The sequence below is a fragment of the Methylovulum sp. genome (assembly GCF_028687615.1).
Lineage (GTDB): Bacteria > Pseudomonadota > Gammaproteobacteria > Methylococcales > Methylomonadaceae > Methylovulum.
In genome coordinates this window covers 1-16774 of the sequence record NZ_JAQTZU010000016.1, presented here as the reverse complement: position 1 = coordinate 16774, position 16774 = coordinate 1, and the positions used below count along the sequence as shown (strand labels likewise).

Annotated in this window: 18 protein-coding genes, 1 tRNA gene and 1 pseudogene; 14 read left to right on the top strand and 6 right to left on the bottom strand. The window is 48.2% G+C overall.

Annotated elements, in window-relative coordinates; translation table 11 throughout:
- Positions 1-241: 241 nt before the first annotated feature.
- From PHH59_RS10985 to PHH59_RS10975, 3 genes are read right to left on the bottom strand one after another with little or no spacing between them, the layout of a single operon-like run.
- Positions 242-1012, bottom strand: a complete 771-nt coding sequence (locus PHH59_RS10985) for an SDR family NAD(P)-dependent oxidoreductase (RefSeq protein ID WP_300015654.1) — start codon at positions 1010-1012, stop codon at positions 242-244.
- Between the two features lie 11 nt (positions 1013-1023).
- Complete coding sequence (locus tag PHH59_RS10980) at positions 1024-1419, bottom strand: VOC family protein (RefSeq protein WP_300015651.1); 396 nt, start codon at positions 1417-1419, stop codon at positions 1024-1026.
- 37 nt (positions 1420-1456) lie between these two features.
- A complete protein-coding gene (locus PHH59_RS10975; RefSeq protein WP_300015648.1) occupies positions 1457-1954 on the bottom strand; it encodes a peroxiredoxin in 498 nt (165 codons plus the stop codon).
- Positions 1955-2181: 227 nt separating this feature from the next.
- Here PHH59_RS10975 and PHH59_RS10970 point away from each other — a divergent pair, with 227 nt between their 5' ends.
- From PHH59_RS10970 to PHH59_RS10905, 14 genes are all read left to right on the top strand, one after another.
- Positions 2182-6309, top strand: a complete 4128-nt coding sequence (locus tag PHH59_RS10970; RefSeq protein ID WP_300015645.1) for a DEAD/DEAH box helicase — start codon at positions 2182-2184, stop codon at positions 6307-6309.
- A gap of 112 nt (positions 6310-6421) precedes the next feature.
- The gene (locus tag PHH59_RS10965) at positions 6422-7372 is read left to right on the top strand and encodes an ABC transporter substrate-binding protein (protein ID WP_300015642.1); all 951 of its coding nucleotides are present in this window, start codon (positions 6422-6424) and stop codon (positions 7370-7372) included.
- Between the two features lie 4 nt (positions 7373-7376).
- Positions 7377-8123, top strand: a complete 747-nt coding sequence (locus PHH59_RS10960) for an ABC transporter permease (protein ID WP_300015639.1) — start codon at positions 7377-7379, stop codon at positions 8121-8123.
- Positions 8111-8848: an ATP-binding cassette domain-containing protein gene (locus PHH59_RS10955; RefSeq protein WP_300015636.1), complete on the top strand. Its 738-nt coding sequence runs from the start codon at positions 8111-8113 to the stop codon at positions 8846-8848. The genes PHH59_RS10960 and PHH59_RS10955 overlap by 13 nt, the downstream gene beginning before the upstream one ends.
- A gap of 135 nt (positions 8849-8983) precedes the next feature.
- Positions 8984-9289 (top strand): hypothetical protein, encoded by a 306-nt coding sequence (locus PHH59_RS10950; protein ID WP_300015633.1) that lies wholly within the window; start codon positions 8984-8986, stop codon positions 9287-9289.
- A gap of 88 nt (positions 9290-9377) precedes the next feature.
- Positions 9378-9454 (top strand) — tRNA-Arg (locus PHH59_RS10945).
- 163 nt (positions 9455-9617) lie between these two features.
- The gene (locus tag PHH59_RS10940; RefSeq protein WP_300015630.1) at positions 9618-10859 is read left to right on the top strand and encodes an integrase arm-type DNA-binding domain-containing protein; all 1242 of its coding nucleotides are present in this window, start codon (positions 9618-9620) and stop codon (positions 10857-10859) included.
- A 107-nt stretch (positions 10860-10966) separates the two neighbouring features.
- Positions 10967-11173: a hypothetical protein gene (locus PHH59_RS10935; protein ID WP_300015627.1), complete on the top strand. Its 207-nt coding sequence runs from the start codon at positions 10967-10969 to the stop codon at positions 11171-11173.
- Between the two features lie 57 nt (positions 11174-11230).
- A complete protein-coding gene (locus tag PHH59_RS10930) occupies positions 11231-11881 on the top strand; it encodes a hypothetical protein (protein WP_300015624.1) in 651 nt (216 codons plus the stop codon).
- A 121-nt stretch (positions 11882-12002) separates the two neighbouring features.
- Positions 12003-12245, top strand: coding sequence for an AlpA family phage regulatory protein (locus tag PHH59_RS10925; protein ID WP_300015620.1), 243 nt, complete (start codon positions 12003-12005; stop codon positions 12243-12245).
- 35 nt (positions 12246-12280) lie between these two features.
- Positions 12281-12517, top strand: a complete 237-nt coding sequence (locus PHH59_RS10920; RefSeq protein WP_300015617.1) for a helix-turn-helix domain-containing protein — start codon at positions 12281-12283, stop codon at positions 12515-12517.
- Positions 12518-12519: 2 nt separating this feature from the next.
- Positions 12520-13422 carry a bifunctional DNA primase/polymerase gene (locus PHH59_RS10915; protein ID WP_300015614.1) on the top strand — a complete coding sequence of 301 codons (903 nt, stop codon included), beginning with the start codon at positions 12520-12522 and terminating at the stop codon, positions 13420-13422.
- A 132-nt stretch (positions 13423-13554) separates the two neighbouring features.
- Positions 13555-13911 (top strand): hypothetical protein, encoded by a 357-nt coding sequence (locus tag PHH59_RS10910; protein ID WP_300015611.1) that lies wholly within the window; start codon positions 13555-13557, stop codon positions 13909-13911.
- A gap of 354 nt (positions 13912-14265) precedes the next feature.
- Positions 14266-14565, top strand: coding sequence for a hypothetical protein (locus tag PHH59_RS10905; protein WP_300015608.1), 300 nt, complete (start codon positions 14266-14268; stop codon positions 14563-14565).
- A gap of 400 nt (positions 14566-14965) precedes the next feature.
- Here the strand turns inward: PHH59_RS10905 and PHH59_RS10900 are convergent, their stop codons facing one another.
- The 3 genes and pseudogenes from PHH59_RS10900 to ycaC all read right to left on the bottom strand — a co-directional run bounded on the left by PHH59_RS10900 (position 14966) and on the right by ycaC (position 16767).
- Positions 14966-15478, bottom strand: a complete 513-nt coding sequence (locus PHH59_RS10900; protein WP_300015605.1) for a hypothetical protein — start codon at positions 15476-15478, stop codon at positions 14966-14968.
- 191 nt (positions 15479-15669) lie between these two features.
- Positions 15670-15855, bottom strand: a pseudogene (locus PHH59_RS10895) (IS30 family transposase); the annotation flags it as partial.
- A 285-nt stretch (positions 15856-16140) separates the two neighbouring features.
- Positions 16141-16767, bottom strand: a complete 627-nt coding sequence (gene ycaC, locus PHH59_RS10890; RefSeq protein ID WP_300015855.1) for an isochorismate family cysteine hydrolase YcaC — start codon at positions 16765-16767, stop codon at positions 16141-16143.
- Positions 16768-16774 lie beyond the last annotated feature (7 nt).

Here is a 16774-nt window from a genome sequence, read left to right as displayed (position 1 = left end):
TTTTCGTCGCAGCTTATTTAACGAAATAGCCCTATCAACATTGCAACATATTAATGCGGCATTTTATGCAGGTGCACAACTAGTGCTTAGTCATTTTTATTTTGACGGGTATTTGCGTAGGCTGGAATAAGACCGTTCGGGCGAAAGCGAGAACGGTTGTTTCCGGCCTACGTCTATGTCAACTCGACAATTCAACACTGACTGGGTATTAGGCTTTGTGCATTTGCTACTAAAAAATGTGTTAGCGCAAAAATCGTCCGCCACTAATATCGATCAACGCACCATTTATATGCGACGCCATGTTGCTGCTTAGAAACAACACCGAGCTGGCAACTTCTTCGGCAAAAGTATTGCGGCCTAACGGGGTTTGTTTGCGGTAGTTTTCCATCATTTCCGGGGTTGAATGGATTTCATGATGCTGGGTTTCCACGGTGCCGGGCATGACCGAATTGGTGCGTATTTCAGGGGCCAATTCTTTCGCCAGGGTATGCGTGAACACCATCAAGCCGCCTTTGGCGGCGGCATAAGCCCCGCCACCGTTGGCTCCACCCGTTTGTACCGACAACGACAAAATATTGACGATGCTCCCGTTACCGGTTGCCCGCAAATGCGGGATGGCGCGTTTGGTGGCTAAAAACGCACTGGTCAGGTTAATGTCCAAGGATTTGTTCCAGTTTTCCAGCAAACAATCTTCAATTTTGGCGCGTTTGACCAAGCCGCCGCTGTTATTGACCAGAATATCCAGACGGCCTGTTTCGGCGACCAATTTATCGACGGCGGCGTTGGCCTGGTCTTCTTGGGTCAAATCGGCAGGCAATAAAATGGCTTTGATTTGTAACTCGGTCAATTCTTCAAACAAGGCATTAGCCGCATCTGCGCTGGAATAATAATGCAGGCCAATCGTTGCACCGGCTTTGCCCAACGCCAACGCCACGGCGCGGCCTATGCCCACGGCAGCCCCGCTGATAAACGCGGTTTTGCCGGTCAAATCTAAATGTTGTTCAGGTATCATGGCAGGACTCCTTAAACCAAGGTTTCCAGACGTTCACCGGCAAAATTCAATTCGATACGGATGCCGACCGGATCGTAGAAAAAAAGCTGGCTCATTTCTGGTGACGGACGATAATCTCGTTCATAAGTGACATGGTGCTGGTCTAAATGGCGTATCCACTCGGCAACGCCGCTGCACGTCAACGCGACATGGTTAAAATGGGTGTCCTTACCCGTGTAGGGGGCTTCTTGAACGACCGACAAATGGATGATGGCGGTATCATGGCAATACAGCCATGCGCCGTTACGCTTGGAAACCGCCCGCACACCTTGTTTTAAACCGAGGACTTGTTCATAAAAAGCCACCATATCTGGAAATTGCCCTGGTGTGACGACGATATTGATGTGGTTAATGCCTGCTATATCCATTTTAACTGCCACCTTAAATTGTTTGGCAACAATGCCATTATTCTGCCTCAGGGGCGGGTTCTTCAGATTTGCCCAGGTTTTTGATTTTTTCCAACACGGCTTGGGCATGGCCTTCTGGTGTGACGCCATAGATGACATCGGCCAAAACGCCGTCTTTATCAATGATAAAAGTGGAGCGGAAAATAGCCATGCTTTTAACGCCTTCTTTTTCCCGCTCACGCCAAACGCCATAGTTTTGACACATTTCGCCAGACGTATCCGCCAATAATTGCACTTTTAAATCGTATTTTTTAATGAAATCCGTATGGCATTCGCTGGTGTCTTTGCTGACTCCAATCACTACGGTGTCCAGCTTGGCGAACTCATCAGCGAGTTGGGTAAATTGGTTGGCTTCAATCGTGCAGCCAGGCGTATCGTCTTTAGGATAAAAATACAGGACAATGTTCTTTTCCCCCGCATAATCAGTTAAACTGAGCAATTGGCTGTTTTGGTCCAATGCTCTGAACATCGGTGCATTTTGTTGTTTTTCTAGCATAAAAAAACTCCTCATTGAACTACTGGTTAAATTATTTTAATTGACATTGGCAGCACTATAAACCTGCTACTGGGTGGCATGATAGATAGCTGGCGAGTGAATGTCCAGATATTAACTGTAAAATTATTCAAATACTTATCATCGTAAAATCAATACATTGAGTGTTGTTTTTAGCATTTTCGAAATAAATGCAAGCCAGGCCCAAATAAATTCTTCGACATTCAGAAATGACTAATTTACCCGCAATTTTTAATACTCTCCCTCCTGCCGAAAAAGATATTGTCATGGCTTTGTCGGTCATTTATGCCCCTGTCAGTCAAGCCAATTTTCAGAATTTATTATCCAAATCGGCCAGCTTTGACGCCAAAACGGTGCGTTTGGTCGATAAACAATTGAAAGAAAGATTACATAAAAGTAAATTGATCATCGCCAATAACGACGGTTGGTCATGCCATCCCGCAATTAGCGAAGCCCTGATGCGTAGCGCAGTTGACCAGCCTTGGTTTAAAAAACTGGCGCCTTTGCTGATAGCCGATACGGGTTACTATCCTTCGCATCGGGTGATCGCCTGCCATATTGTCAAGCAATTGCGCCTGTTTCTATACCAAGGCAGTGTCACCGCCTGCTTGGCTAACATCGACCGCCTGCATTCCAGTTACCCCGAATACTTTGCCGAACATATCAACCGCGTCTTTTTCACCGATTTTGATGGGGCTTGGTTTACCGGTTTGCCAGTACAGATTCAATATGGCGCACTTAAATATTTGGTGGTGACCGACTATAAAAGTTTCACCGATGTAAACAAAGCTTACCAGTTACTGGAACAGTTATTTGGTGGCGGCAAACCTGCCTTTCCTGAAATTGCCCATACCCTGATAGAGCAACGCCTGTTGCGGGGCAATTTTCAGGATGCAAAGTCCTGGCTGGCTGATGATCCTTCAAGCGAAGGCTTGAAAATACGCGCGACCATCTGTTTTTTGCAGAATCATAATGACGAAGCCATCAATTTGTTTAACGCCGCGCTTAAGCAATTAAAAAAAGAAACCAGCAAACGCAACATCACGCTTTATGGTTTGCACGGCTATTTTTTCAGTCTGGCTTTGCTACGCTCAAGGACGGGCGAGAATTTGGCCTATCTTAAAAAACAGCATTTGCCGATGACGCTGAAAAAAGGTTATGACGCATTTTATGAGGCGAACGCGCTCCTGGACCGCGCCGTGGATGTTTATCAGGCCAAAGTGGGAATCGAAGAATTTATCCGGCAATTTAAAAGTCCGCGTTATCCTTATGAATATTTATTCCAGGCATTGATTTTTTATTGGTTGGTTGATTTTGGCGCAGCAGGTAAAAATATCCGCTTGAATTTTGTCATTGAGCAACTGGCCAAATATTGTCCAGAAGCCCACAAATCGGGTTATTTGTGGTATGCGGCGGTCGGTGCCTTGCTTTTGCAACGCCTGGATTATAAAAATGCCGAATGCCAGCAACTTGCCCTGCATTATATTGACACACCGTTTGGCCCAATCCTGGATTTGTTGCCCAAAGCATCGTTATGGGAAAGGGCGTTGACCGCCTTGACGCAATTAAGCGGGCAACCGCTTGCCGCTACCCAGCCGCAACCAGAATTGCGTTTGATCTGGAGCATCAGCCTGGAAGCCGATAGTGTCGTTTTAGTGCCCAAGGAGCAGCGTCTTGGCAAAAACGGACAATGGAGCAAAGGCCGTCCGGTCGCGTTGAAAAAGCTTTACCATGATCTTGCGGACTACGATTATTTGACTGAGCAAGACCGCAAAATTTGCACCAAAATTGCCATTAATAAGGAAAGCGATTATTACGGCTATTATGCGAAAGAAGTTTATGAATTGTCCATCGACGGGTTACTCGCCACTGCCGGACACCCGCATGTTTACTGGGCGGGACAGGAACAATCAGGCAAACCGGTGGACATCAGCATCGCCGAACCGCAATTGCTGGTGAAAGAAGAGCTTCCCAATCTGCGGATGTTTTTGGTACCGGAAATCAACCGGCAACGGGTCATCGCCCAGAAAACCGCCAATCATGGCCTGATCTTGTATGTGATCAACGACCAGCACCGCCAGGTCGCCGAAATTCTCGGAAAAGACGGTTTGGTGGTGCCGGCGTCCGCCCGCCAGCAAGTGATCGATTCGATAGCGTCGATAGCGTCGATGCTGACCGTGCAATCGGATATAGGCGGCACTTCCAATGCCATCGAAGCACCGGTCGATAGCCGCTTGCATATCCATTTGCAGCCCATGGGCCAGGGCATCCAAATCGAAGTTTTCGTCCAGCCATTTGCCAATGGCGGGCCCTTGTACAAACCCGGCAACGGTGGGGCGACGGTATTGGCGGACATCGACGGCCAGCAATATCAAACCACCCGCGATTTCGGGCAGGAAAATGCTTATGTCATGCAATTGCTTGCCGAATGCCCTGAGCTTTATAAAGACCGGGACTTCAAGTGGTTTCTGGACGATCCTGAAATTGCCTTGGAAGCCCTGCTACATTTTCAGGATTTAGGCGATTTTGCCGTGCTGGAATGGCCGAAAGGCAAAAAAATCAAATTGAGCCGGGAAGCGGGTTTGTCGCAAGCCTATTTTTCGGTGCGTAAAGAAAAAGACTGGTTTAGCGTCGATGGCGATTTGGTCGTGGATGACGACCAGATTTTTAATATGCAGCGTCTGATGCACTTATTGGGCGGTTCATCCAGCCGTTTTCTCAAACTTGAAGACGGGCAGATCATCGCGCTGACCCGCGAACTGCGTCAACGCCTGGATGATTTGGCCGGTTTGGGCGAAATGCAGGACGACAAAATCCGCTTCCATCCCCTGGCGGTGCAGGCACTGGATAACATCACCGAAGGCATGAGCCTGACTGCCAGCAAACCTTGGAAAGACCAGCTAAATTACTTAAACAAAATTAGTGATTTGAACCCGCAAGTCCCGTCAACGCTACAAGGCGAATTGCGTGATTACCAACGTGAAGGTTTCCAGTGGATGTCGCGTTTGGCGCATTGGGGCGCGGGCGCGTGTCTGGCTGATGATATGGGTTTGGGTAAGACCGTGCAGGCCCTGGCGTTAATCCTGTCCCGCGCGCCCGCAGGCCCGACGCTGATTTTGGCGCCGACGTCGGTGTGCATCAACTGGCTGGAAGAGGCCCAGCGTTTTGCCCCGACCCTGAATGTGCAACATTTCGGTTACGGTGACCGCCAGGCCATGCTTGATAACGTCGGTGAGTTTGATTTGGTCATTTGCAGTTATGGTTTGTTGCAAACCGAAGCCGGACGCCTGGCCCAAGTCCACTGGCATACCTTGGTCGCCGACGAAGCCCAGGCGATTAAAAATGCCCTGACCAAACGTTCCAAAGCGGCGATGACCTTACAAGCCGATTTCAAACTCATCACCACGGGTACGCCGATAGAAAACCACTTGGGCGAACTGTGGAATTTGTTCAATTTCATCAACCCTGGTTTGCTGGGTTCCTTAAGCCGTTTTAACGAACGCTATGCCAACGCCATAGAAAACCAGCAAGACCACGCCGTGCAGCAACGCCTGAAAAAGCTGTTGCGCCCGTTTATCTTGCGCAGGCTGAAAAACGATGTCCTGACCGAATTGCCGCCACGCACCGAAGTGACGCTGCATATCGAATTGAGCGCGGACGAACGTGCGATGTACGAAGCCTTGCGGCGCAGCGCCTTAAAATCCATCAGCGATGCCGCCGAAGAACCCGGCAGCCAGCAATTGAAAGTGCTGGCGGAAATCATGAAACTGCGCCGCGCCTGCTGCAACCCGCGTCTGGTGATGGAAGAGTCACCCATCAAAAGTTCCAAGCTGCAAGCCTTTGAAGAGCTGGTCGATGAACTGCTGGACAACCGCCATAAGGCCCTGGTGTTCAGCCAGTTTGTCGGGCACTTGGACTTGATCCGCGAATTGCTGGATAAAAAAGGCATCAGCTATCATTACCTGGATGGTTCGACGCCTGTGCCGCAGCGTAAAAAAGCCATGAATGCGTTCCAAGCCGGTGATGGCGATTTGTTTTTGATCAGCCTGAAAGCGGGCGGCACCGGTTTGAACTTGACCGCCGCCGATTATGTCATCCACATGGATCCGTGGTGGAACCCGGCGGTGGAGGACCAGGCATCAGACCGCGCCCACCGTATGGGCCAAAAACGCCCGGTGACCATTTACCGCCTGGTCGCCAAAGACACCATCGAAGACAAGATCGTCGATTTGCACAAGCATAAACGCGATTTGGCGAACAGCCTGCTGGAAGGTGGCGAGGTCAGCGGCAAAATGTCGGTTTCGGATATGATGGCATTGATTAGTGACATGGATTAGTGACATGGATTAATCAGATATATTTCCCTGGACATTCGCCAAGCACATTCTCACACGCTTCATGACAGACACGTTAAAATAATCAGATTAACCCTGCAAGCGGATTACTTTTATGAAATTTAATAGCTTTATTTTTGCTCTTTTGCTGGTCTCGAACAGTATTTTTGCCATCGAAAAAACCACTATCCGCATCGGCGTACAAGCCACGGGTACCGTAGCGTGGGAATTGGCGGCCCTACCTGAAAATCCAGATGCCGATTTTGAATTGGCAATCCAAAAACTTGCCAATCCTGAAGCGGGGAAAGTGGCTTTACAATCCGGTGCCGTGGATGTGATTGTTTCCGATTGGCTATGGGTATCCAGATTACGCTCTACGGGCGCGGATTTTACTTTTTATCCCTACTCAAGCACGTCGGGTGCATTGATGGTGCCTAAAGACAGCCCCATTCACAACGTCAAGGATTTGGTCGGCAAACGCTTGGGCATTGCCGGAGGCGAACTGGATAAAAACTGGTTATTGCTACAAGCCTTGGCGCAACATGAGCATCTGGATTTAAACGCATCAGTAGAAAAAACTATGGGTGCGCCGCCGTTGCTTAACGAACAAATCCTGCAAAAGCGCGTGGATGCCTTACTGACGTATTGGAATTTTGCCGCCAAGTTGGAAGCCCAGGGCTACCGTCAAATCATCGACGGCAAGGGCATATTAAAAGGTTTGGGCATCACTGAAAATGCACCGGCATTAGGTTATGTGTTCAAACAATCTTGGGCGGATGCACACAAACAGGCGCTTAAGCATTTCTTGGCCGCCACCTCGCAAGCAAAAAACCAACTTTGCACTTCCGATAAAGCATGGCATGAGATTTTGCCGTTGACCCAAACCGAAGACGCAACAAGCCCAGCCGCCTTACGCCAGCATTATTGTGAGGGGACAGTTAGCCAATGGGGTGAAAAAGAACAACAAGCCGCCGCCAGTATTTACCAGTTATTGCGCCAGTTAAGCAAAGACCAGCTTACCGGCTCTGCCGAAACGTTGGATGCCGGCACTTTTTGGGTTCAGTAAGCGATTGACTGCATTACAAAAACTATTGCCTATCCTGTCTTTGTTGGCCTTGATCGCCATTTGGGAAGGGGTGGCTGTGTCCGTCAACAGCCACGTCTTGCCTACTCCGTACTCCGTCGCGTTGGTTATGTGGCAAGCTATCGGTTCAGGGCAACTTCCTTACCATCTGGGCATGACCTTGCTTAGATTGGCGGCGAGTTTCACCATCGCCATGCTGATGGGTTCCGCCATTGGCATTGTGTTGGGGCGTAACAAAAGGCTGAATGCGTTTTTTGACAATTGGCTGGTGATTTTTCTCAACGTCCCCGCGCTGGTGACGATTATTCTTTGCTACGTCTGGCTGGGTTTGGTGGAATCGGCGGCGATATTGGCGGTGGTCATCAACAAATTGCCCAATGTCATCGTCACCGTCAGGGAAGGGGCCCGCGCTTTAGACCAAGATTTGCTGGACATGGCGCGGTGCTATGGTTTCAGCAAACGTAAAATGCTGCGCCATGTGATATGGCCGCAATTGCATCCGTTTGTCATGGCGGCGACCCGTTCAGGTTTGGCGATCATTTGGAAAATCATCCTCGTCGTTGAATTGCTAGGCCGCAGCAATGGCATGGGTTACCAGTTACACCTGTTTTTCCAGTTATTTGACGTCGCCAGCATACTTGCCTATACCATCGCTTTTGTCGCCGTGATACAAGTCATTGAAATACTGATATTAAAACCACTCGATAATTCCGCACACCGATGGCGGCGATGAAAATCCGTATCAACTGCAAAACCTATCCGGCGGCAGGACGGTCATTTGCCAAGCCGGCGATTGCTGATTTTTCATTGACGTTGAAGGCAGGGGAGTTCGTTTGTCTGGTCGGCCCATCTGGGTGCGGTAAAACCACATTGCTGAACATCCTGGCGGGACTGGATAAAAATTACGACGGTGAAATCGTCGCCGGGCACTCTACACACCCCAAAATTGGCTACGTCTTCCAAAACCCACGTTTGCTGCCGTGGCGCACCGTCCGCGAGAATATTGAACTGGTGCTGGACAAACAAACACCAGCCAGCATGATTGACGACCTGCTCGAAGCCATGCAATTGACAGGCGTCCAACAAGTGTATCCCGAACGGCTCTCATTGGGCATGAGCCGCCGTGTCGCGATCATCCGCGCTTTCGCCGTAAACCCCGATGTGCTGCTGATGGACGAACCGTTCGTCTCGCTAGATGCACCGACCGCCAGACAAGTGCGCGAATTGCTCATGCAACTCTGGCAACAGCGTCCGCACAGCGTCTTGTTCGTCACCCACGATTTGCGTGAGGCCATCGCCTTGGCGGATAAACTGGTGTTTTTATCGGCGTCCCCGATGCGGGTCGTTCGCGAAATTTCCGTGCCGGTTGCTCGTTCTGAACGTAATAATGAAACGGCGATTGAAGCTTTCAGACAACGACTTAAAGCTGGATACCCTGACATCAACTCCCTTTTATAAGCTTGTGCAATCGTATTTAACCAGCAAAAACGGTTGCGCATTCAGACAAAATATTCGATACTTCAAAGTTATCCAGTTTTGCTGAAGAAAACCCCCTGCTGGATTTAATTTATTACATGTGGAGACAAATTAACTATGAAGAACAACATTCTGTTAGGCTTTGCTTTTGCTGTGACCGCCCTGAATCCAGTCCTAGCCCCAGCCGCCACCGACGCCAAATACCCCGCCGCCAATTTTGAACCAACCGTCATTTATTTGGATAAAGACATCGTCCCAACCGCCGTTGCTGATGCTGGACCCGAATTCGACGCCAAATACCCAGCCGCCAATTTTCAACCCAAAGTCATTTATGCAGATAAGGACTTGATCGAGGCAGCGGAAGATAAATTCGACCCTAAATATCCTGCCGCCTACTTCAAACCTAAAGTCATTTATCCGTAGCCACCAGTTAAACAAACCTATCAATAGTGGTAATTTTGCACATTTTTCATGGTAAAATTATCACATTGATACCCCGTTTAGGATATTTGTCCCGATAGCTCAGCAGGATAGAGCGGTCCCCTCCTAAGGGACAGGCCGGCGGTTCGAATCCGCCTTGGGACGCCAAATACCGATGCAACGGCATCCAACGAAATACAAAAACCCGCAAGTTGTCTGGCTTAGCGGGTTTTTTATTGTCCAGAGAAATGCAACAAAATACATTTACATTCACACCTAAACAGGTATAACATTTGGTATAACAGCTTGATACCCGAAACGAGTTATACCAATGCCGCTATCAGACACCGCTTGCAAGAACGCCCACAAACACGACAAAGCCGCGACAGGCAAGGCTTTTACCCTGTTTGACGATAAAGGGCTTCATCTACTTCTTAAGCCATTAAAGGATAGTTGGGCAAAATGGTGGCGCATTAAATACCGCTTCGATGGAAAGGATTGTTTGTTGTCATTGGGAACATACCCTGAGGTTAGCTTGCAACAAGCCAGAGAGCAACGGGACAGTATTCGTAAACAGATAGCCAACGGGATTAACCCAAGCGAAAACCGCAAAGCTGTTAAATCATCCAAAGCCGAAAGCGCGGCAAACAGCTTTGAAGTGATCGCCCGCGAATGGTACGAAAATAAAATGGGCGATAAATCAACAGACCATAAAAAGCGCGTAACCGGATTGTTCGAGCGTGATTTATTTCCTTACATTGGCAGCAAGCCCATAACCGACCTAAAAGCCCCCGAACTATTGGCGGCATTACGGCGTATTGAAGCCCGAAACGCCATTGAAACCGCACACCGCGCCCTTCAAGTTTGTGGACAAGTGTTCCGTTATGCCATAGCTACGGGACGCACGGAACGAGACATAACCCCCGATTTACGCGGCTCTTTAAAAACGGTAAAAAGCGGGCATTTTTCAGCCGTCACAAAACCCAAACAAGCCGCCGAATTGTTACGCGCCATTGATGGTTATTGCGGTTCGTTTGTCGTCAAATCCGCGTTACAGCTTGCCCCTTTGGTGTTTGTTAGGCCGGGCGAACTAAGACAAGCCGAATGGGAACACATCGACTTTGAGGCCAAAGAGTGGCGGTATCTGGTCACAAAAACCGATACAGATCACATTGTCCCGTTATCTGTCCAAAGCATTAACATCCTGCAAGAACTCAAGCCATTGACTGGAAACGGGCGATATGTTTTTCCAAGTGCCAGAACGCCAAACGGTTCGCGCCCAATGTCTGATATGGCTTTATTGGCGGCCTTAAGGCGTATGGGTATCAGTAAAGAAGAAATGACCGTACACGGCTTTCGGGCATTAGCTCGAACCGTACTGGATGAAGTGCTAGGCTTTCGCCCTGACTTTATCGAGCATCAATTAGCCCATGCCGTGAGAGACCCGAACGGGCGAGCATACAACAGAACGGCGCACCTACCAGAACGCCATAAAATGATGCAATCATGGGCGGATTATCTGGACGGATTGAAGAGCGGGGCGCAAGTGATTGCGTTTAAAAAAGCAGGATAACTGCAAAACCGAATTTAACCGGATAACCCGACGGGGCGACAAGCGGGAATCGTTACCCCGCTTCCGGTTAATCCTTATCGTAACGGTACACTTTAACGGGGTGTTTTATGATAGAACCAGAGCATTACTCGTTAGCTATGGCAGAAAAGGCCACTGGCTACACAAAAGAGCATTTGATTAGCTTAGGTGCTGAGAAAAAAATTGATTTTTATGTGAAAAATTTAAAAGCCTGGGCTATAAAAATAGAAGGTAGTCCTGCAATCGGAATGATAATAGATTTGTCAATAAAATATTGCGATGACTGTACGCCTTGAAGTACGGGCATTCGACCCAATAAATCGGTAGGCTTGACTTTTTACAAATCATTCCGATTGCAGGACTACCAAATAGAAAATGACTACGACTATGGGTTTTCAAAAGAGCTTAAGTGGCTGGACAACATCGAAGGTAACGGCAATATTGGGCATATAAAATATAAAGGTAATTTATATATAAACCCTTGGCTTTCTTATCATCTACTCGAAGACGATTACGGCAATGTAATTGAAGAAATCCCTTATGCGGATTATCCCGAAGAAGCAAAAAAAAGTGAATGCGTTCCACACATCTGTAAGATACCCGCGTTTACCATTGAGGAATACCATACAAGTAAGGGCGACGCACATTTGAGCGTTTTATTATCGACAGATGGCGATATTGTTAATTATTACTACTTAGTAAATAAGCCTCCCATTCCTATAAAAAAAATTACTTTATTTGTTTCTGAACAGGACGTGGAAAAGCTAAAGAATAAAGGAGTGGTAAAGAAAAATGAAATAACTGAAACCGAACGCCAAACCATGCTAAAGCTCATTATTGGCATGGCTATGGATGCTTATGGATATGACCCAAACGCCACCCGAAACTCTGCCAGCGGTAGTAAAAATGGGATAAGTGCAAAGTTGCAAACTAAAGGCATTAGCATCAATGACGACACCATACGCAAATATTTATGCGAAGCAAAAGACCTGATAGAGCCGTAAACCCAATACTGGCGCGGATCATAACCGATTCGGTTAAGTCATAACCGAGTTCGGCCAATGCCGATGACTTGATTGGCAAACTAGCCTCGAAAATTCATTAACGATTATCGAGGTTTTAAGAATGACCAAACAATCCAACCCCCAACCCCGCCACCTAAGCGAACTGGCCTTATTGCGGCTCGCGCAAATCATCGGCAACCCCAAAGCTAACCCGCCCATCCCTGCCCTTATTCCAGTTGGGCGGACAACCTTCTTAAACGGCGTAAAATCCGGCAAATACCCTAAGCCGCTAAAGCTTGGGCCGCGTTCGGTTGCTTGGAAAACCGAAGACATCCGCGCCCTGATTGAGTCTATCGGGGGTTAATATGCAAAAAAAAAACCACCCACCACGCGGCGAACGTGGCAAGCGGCAATGATTCAAGCCCTTATTTTAACAGCAAAACGCAATGCCAAAAAGTTTTGGAATGGTTGCTAAAAAATCCGCTGACAACCCTTGAAGCACGGCAAGAGCTTTTTGTAATGTCCATTGCCGCCCGTATTTTTGAGCTAAAGGCGCAGGGGCATAATATTGTGACATACAAGGTTATGGTCGGGCGGAAAAAAATTGCCCAATATGTCTTATTGGCAAAGGGGTAATTATGGACAGCAGACTTGCCGCGTCATGCGCGGCGGGTTTGTCGTTAGTGCCGATTGCACCGATTGACGGCAAACCCACCAAAGCCCCACGCGCCAGCAATTGGAACAAACCAAGAAGCGCAAACAACCCCAACGGCTACAGCAACAATGCCGCTGATTTTATCGGCTGTGACGGCTTTAATTTTGGCCTGTATCACGGAGCAAGCAATACCCTTGCCCTTGATTTGGATGATATGGAACTGGCGCGTCAAGTTTTTGAAGAGCTGACCGACCAACACCTAGCAGACTGGTTAAAAAGCCCTGAACGCCTTGAAATCAAAAGCCCCAAGGCAAACCGTGGGAAATTGCTTTTTAAATTGCCCGAAGGTTTTAAACATGCAAATTTGAGGAAATTTAAACACAACGGCGCGGTAATCTTTGAATTGCGTTGTGGCAATTGCCAAGACGTGATTTTAGGACGACACCCCGAAGGCGGCGATTATCAGCTTATCGGCAATCCGGCGGCGATACCCAACGCGCCAGCGGTTTTGCTGGATATGTTGCAACACTGGGAGGCATGGAAACCATGCTTTGATTCTGCCCTAGGCATAGCTGAACCGCCCAAAATCTCACCATGCAAGCCGTTAAAAGGCGAAAATTTGACAGGCTACCGTAACCCTATAAAAGAGTTTAACCAAGCTTTTGTGGTGGCTGATGTGCTTACCCGCAACGGTTACAAACAGGTGTCACCCGATAGGTTTATCAGGCCGGGCAGCTCATCCAAAGCCCCCGGCGCGGTAATCATGCGCGATTGCAAGGATGGCGTGGAGCGGGTTTATAGTCACGGCGGCGATGTGCTGAACGATGGATTTGCTCATGATGCGTTCGATTGTATGCGGTTGCTGGAATACGGCGGGGAGTGGTAATGGGCGCACTTAACTGGAACACCGAAATTACCCAACACAACCAGCGGCTATTTATGCGGGAACAGGCCAATAACCGCACAAGCGTACACCCTTGATGAACTGTTCAACCAGTTGGCACGGCGGGCGAGTAACATGAAATCGTTAAAGCAGTTCGAACTGGATTTACGCTTGGCACTGAAAGCCCAAAGCCAATGCAGGGCAACGCTGGAGACCTTGGCGGCGATAAAAAACCCGCCTGTCATCTATGCCAAGCAAGCCAACATTTCAAACGGACACCAGCAAATCAACAATGGCACACCCGCCACGCACACGGGAAATTGTAAAATACCACCAAACGAACTATTAGAGGCACACTATGGCAGCGAGGCACTGGACACCGGAACAACGGGAGCGGCAAGCGGAGAAAATTCGGCAATGGCAGCCGTGGAACAGTTCGACAGGGGCGCGGACACCCGAAGGCAAGGCGATAACGTCACGGAACGCCTATAAGGGCGGTGTCCGCTTGTTGATTAAGGATATAGCGAAGCTGTTACAGGAACAAAACGACTGCCTGAAACAGATTAGGCGTGAGGGAATTTAACAAACGAGCCGCGTAACAGCGGTTTTTTTGTGCCTGAAATCCGGCAAGCATTGCGGTGATTTTGCCAAAAATAGGAGGTAAAAACTAAATTTATGTCCTTATTTATGTCTTTTTTACTTTAACTGTTATTTATAAATTAAAATTCAATAGGTTGGGTGCGATTCAAATCCGGCCATCGTACCAAATCGTAAAACCAAGCCGTATCATACGGTGTCAGAACCCGCAAGCTGTAAGGCTTAGCGGGTTTTTTATTGTCTTAAGACGTGCCAACAAGTATCATCAAATACCAACAACTTGTTGGTATATTTGTTGGTATCGGACTCCAAGGCAAGGCCGATACCAACAAAACCGCTCTACCCACGCAAGCCATTGCGATACCGGAAGCGATCTGCCCTCTTACCGGCGGAGGTCAATATGTGTTCCCATCCAGCCGTGGCGATGGGAGGCCCATGTTCGATAACACCATCCGCACGGCGCTTAAATCGCTTGGCTATAATTCGGACCTGATGACGGCGCATGGATTCAGAACCACCGCATCGACGCTACTCAATGGACAGGGCTAGAGTCCCGACGCCATTGAGCGCCAACTAGCCCACGCGCCACGCGATCAGGTGCAGGCGGCGTACAACCGGACTGATTGCTTACGGAATACTTTACGCCAAAAAACGCAACGCTGACGGAATAGTTGGACGCTATTTTAAGATACGAAGAAGCGGGATTCTACTATCTTGGTGGTTGTTAAGCCATTGATTATGTGGAGTCAAAAAACATGTTTTTTGACTCCAAGACGGACTCAAACAAAAATCTCTTGATACTGTTTTTAGCGTCCAACTATTCCGTAAGCAATCACCGGACGCAATATTTGGACGAAAGGCGGCGCATGATGCAATCCTGGGCAGATTACTTGGAAAATTTGAAGCAAGGTGCGGCGGTTATACCGTTTCAAAAAATAGCATAACCCCTTTAAGAAGCCAAACACCCCGTTATCTTCTGCTCCAAATCCGAAGGCGAAAACGAAACCGCCCAATGCCAACGCCGAAAACCGCCATGCTCATTGACCGCATTCACCCATTCGTTTAAAAACTCCCGCTTGGTTTGATTTCTTTGATCATCTTGGCCTTTTACTTCCAGCACCAAATAATCGCCATTGACCAAACGGATAATAAAATCAGGATAATACTTTCTAATGACACTCTTGTAGTTATAAAAAATCACAAAACCTAAATGGTCATTTTTGACAAACGATTGCACCGAATCTGATTTTTCTAAAAAATAGGCTTCGCTGGCTTCCCAAGTGCTGTCATAAACACAATGGCTAATATGGGATTTTTTTAAGCCTTCACACGGCTTGCTGGTGTACCACGTCCTCACATGGGCGGTTGAACGTATGGGGTGTTCTTTATCGAAGACGGCGGCCAATTTTTCGGTATTTTCCGCCCGGATTGCCATCCAGACATGCTGGACAATCTTGTTCATGTTCAAGATCATCAAAATCTTGCGCTTAGAATTATCACTATGAAAATTATCGTGTTTGATGGTCAACTTGTCGGAGTTCAATAACTGGGGTCAGAGTAAGCTTAAAATGGCAGGATTTAAGCTTACTCTGACCCCAGTTATTCTGTAACAAAAAAGAAATAGAAAGGCGGATTCAACTCCGAAGTGCAATCCTAGTTATCTGCGGCTTTTAGCAACGTATCAGCAAAAAAGACTTCATGGGGTGTTTTATAATTGAGCGTTTTTCGGGGGCGATGATTGAGTTTTTCCATGACCGCTACAATGTCCTCATCCGTTATGTTTGCGAAACTGCTACCTTTGGTAAAGTACTGCCTGATCAGGCCATTGGTGTTTTCGTTCAGGCCGAAATAACTGGGTCAGAGTAAGATTAAATCCTGCCATTTTAATCTTACTCTGACCCCAGTTATTTCTGACCCCAGTTATTCCAGTCAGATGGGAGTAGAACGCCGCCACGCTTCAGGTGGCACATTTTTAACCCGTTTTGAGCGGTTCACATTTACAAGCCTCCGGCTTTGCCGGAGGTATTTTATGGGCATTGCATAAGCGTTTTAAAAAGTATCCCCATCCTTTCCATTTTGCCGGTCACAGATGCCGTTTCGCCCGACATTTTAGAGCAGGAAAGATTACTTCGTGTTCTTCAGTGTGGTGTAGCTCGAGATCAAGTTACGGTAGTCGGGAATGTGATTGGAGAATAGTGCACCCAAACCGTCGATGTCGTTACGCCAGTCGCGATGCAGTTCGCAGGCTGCACCGAACCAGGTCATCAACTGGGCGCCCGCCGCCGACATACGATCCCATGCGGAATGTCGGGTGATTTCGTTGAAGGTGCCTGAGGCATCGGTTACCACAAACACTTCGAAACCTTCTTCCAGCGCCGACAGCGCGGGGAAGGCTACGCAAACTTCCGTCACCACGCCAGCGATGATCAGTTGCTTTTTACCCGTGGCCTTGACTGCTTTGACGAAATCTTCATTGTCCCAGGCATTGATCTGGCCGGGGCGGGCGATATACGGCGCATCGGGGAAGATTTCCTTCAACTCTGGCACCAGTGGCCCGTTGGGACCCGCCTCGAAACTGGTGGTCAGGATGGTGGGCAGATTGAAATACTTGGCCAGATTGGCCAACGCCAGTACGTTGTTTTTGAATTTGTCGGGATCAATATCCCGAACCAGAGACAGCAATCCAGTCTGATGATCGACCAGTAGAACAGCGGCATTATTTTTGTCGAGACGGACATAAGGTGTAGTCATGGTATTT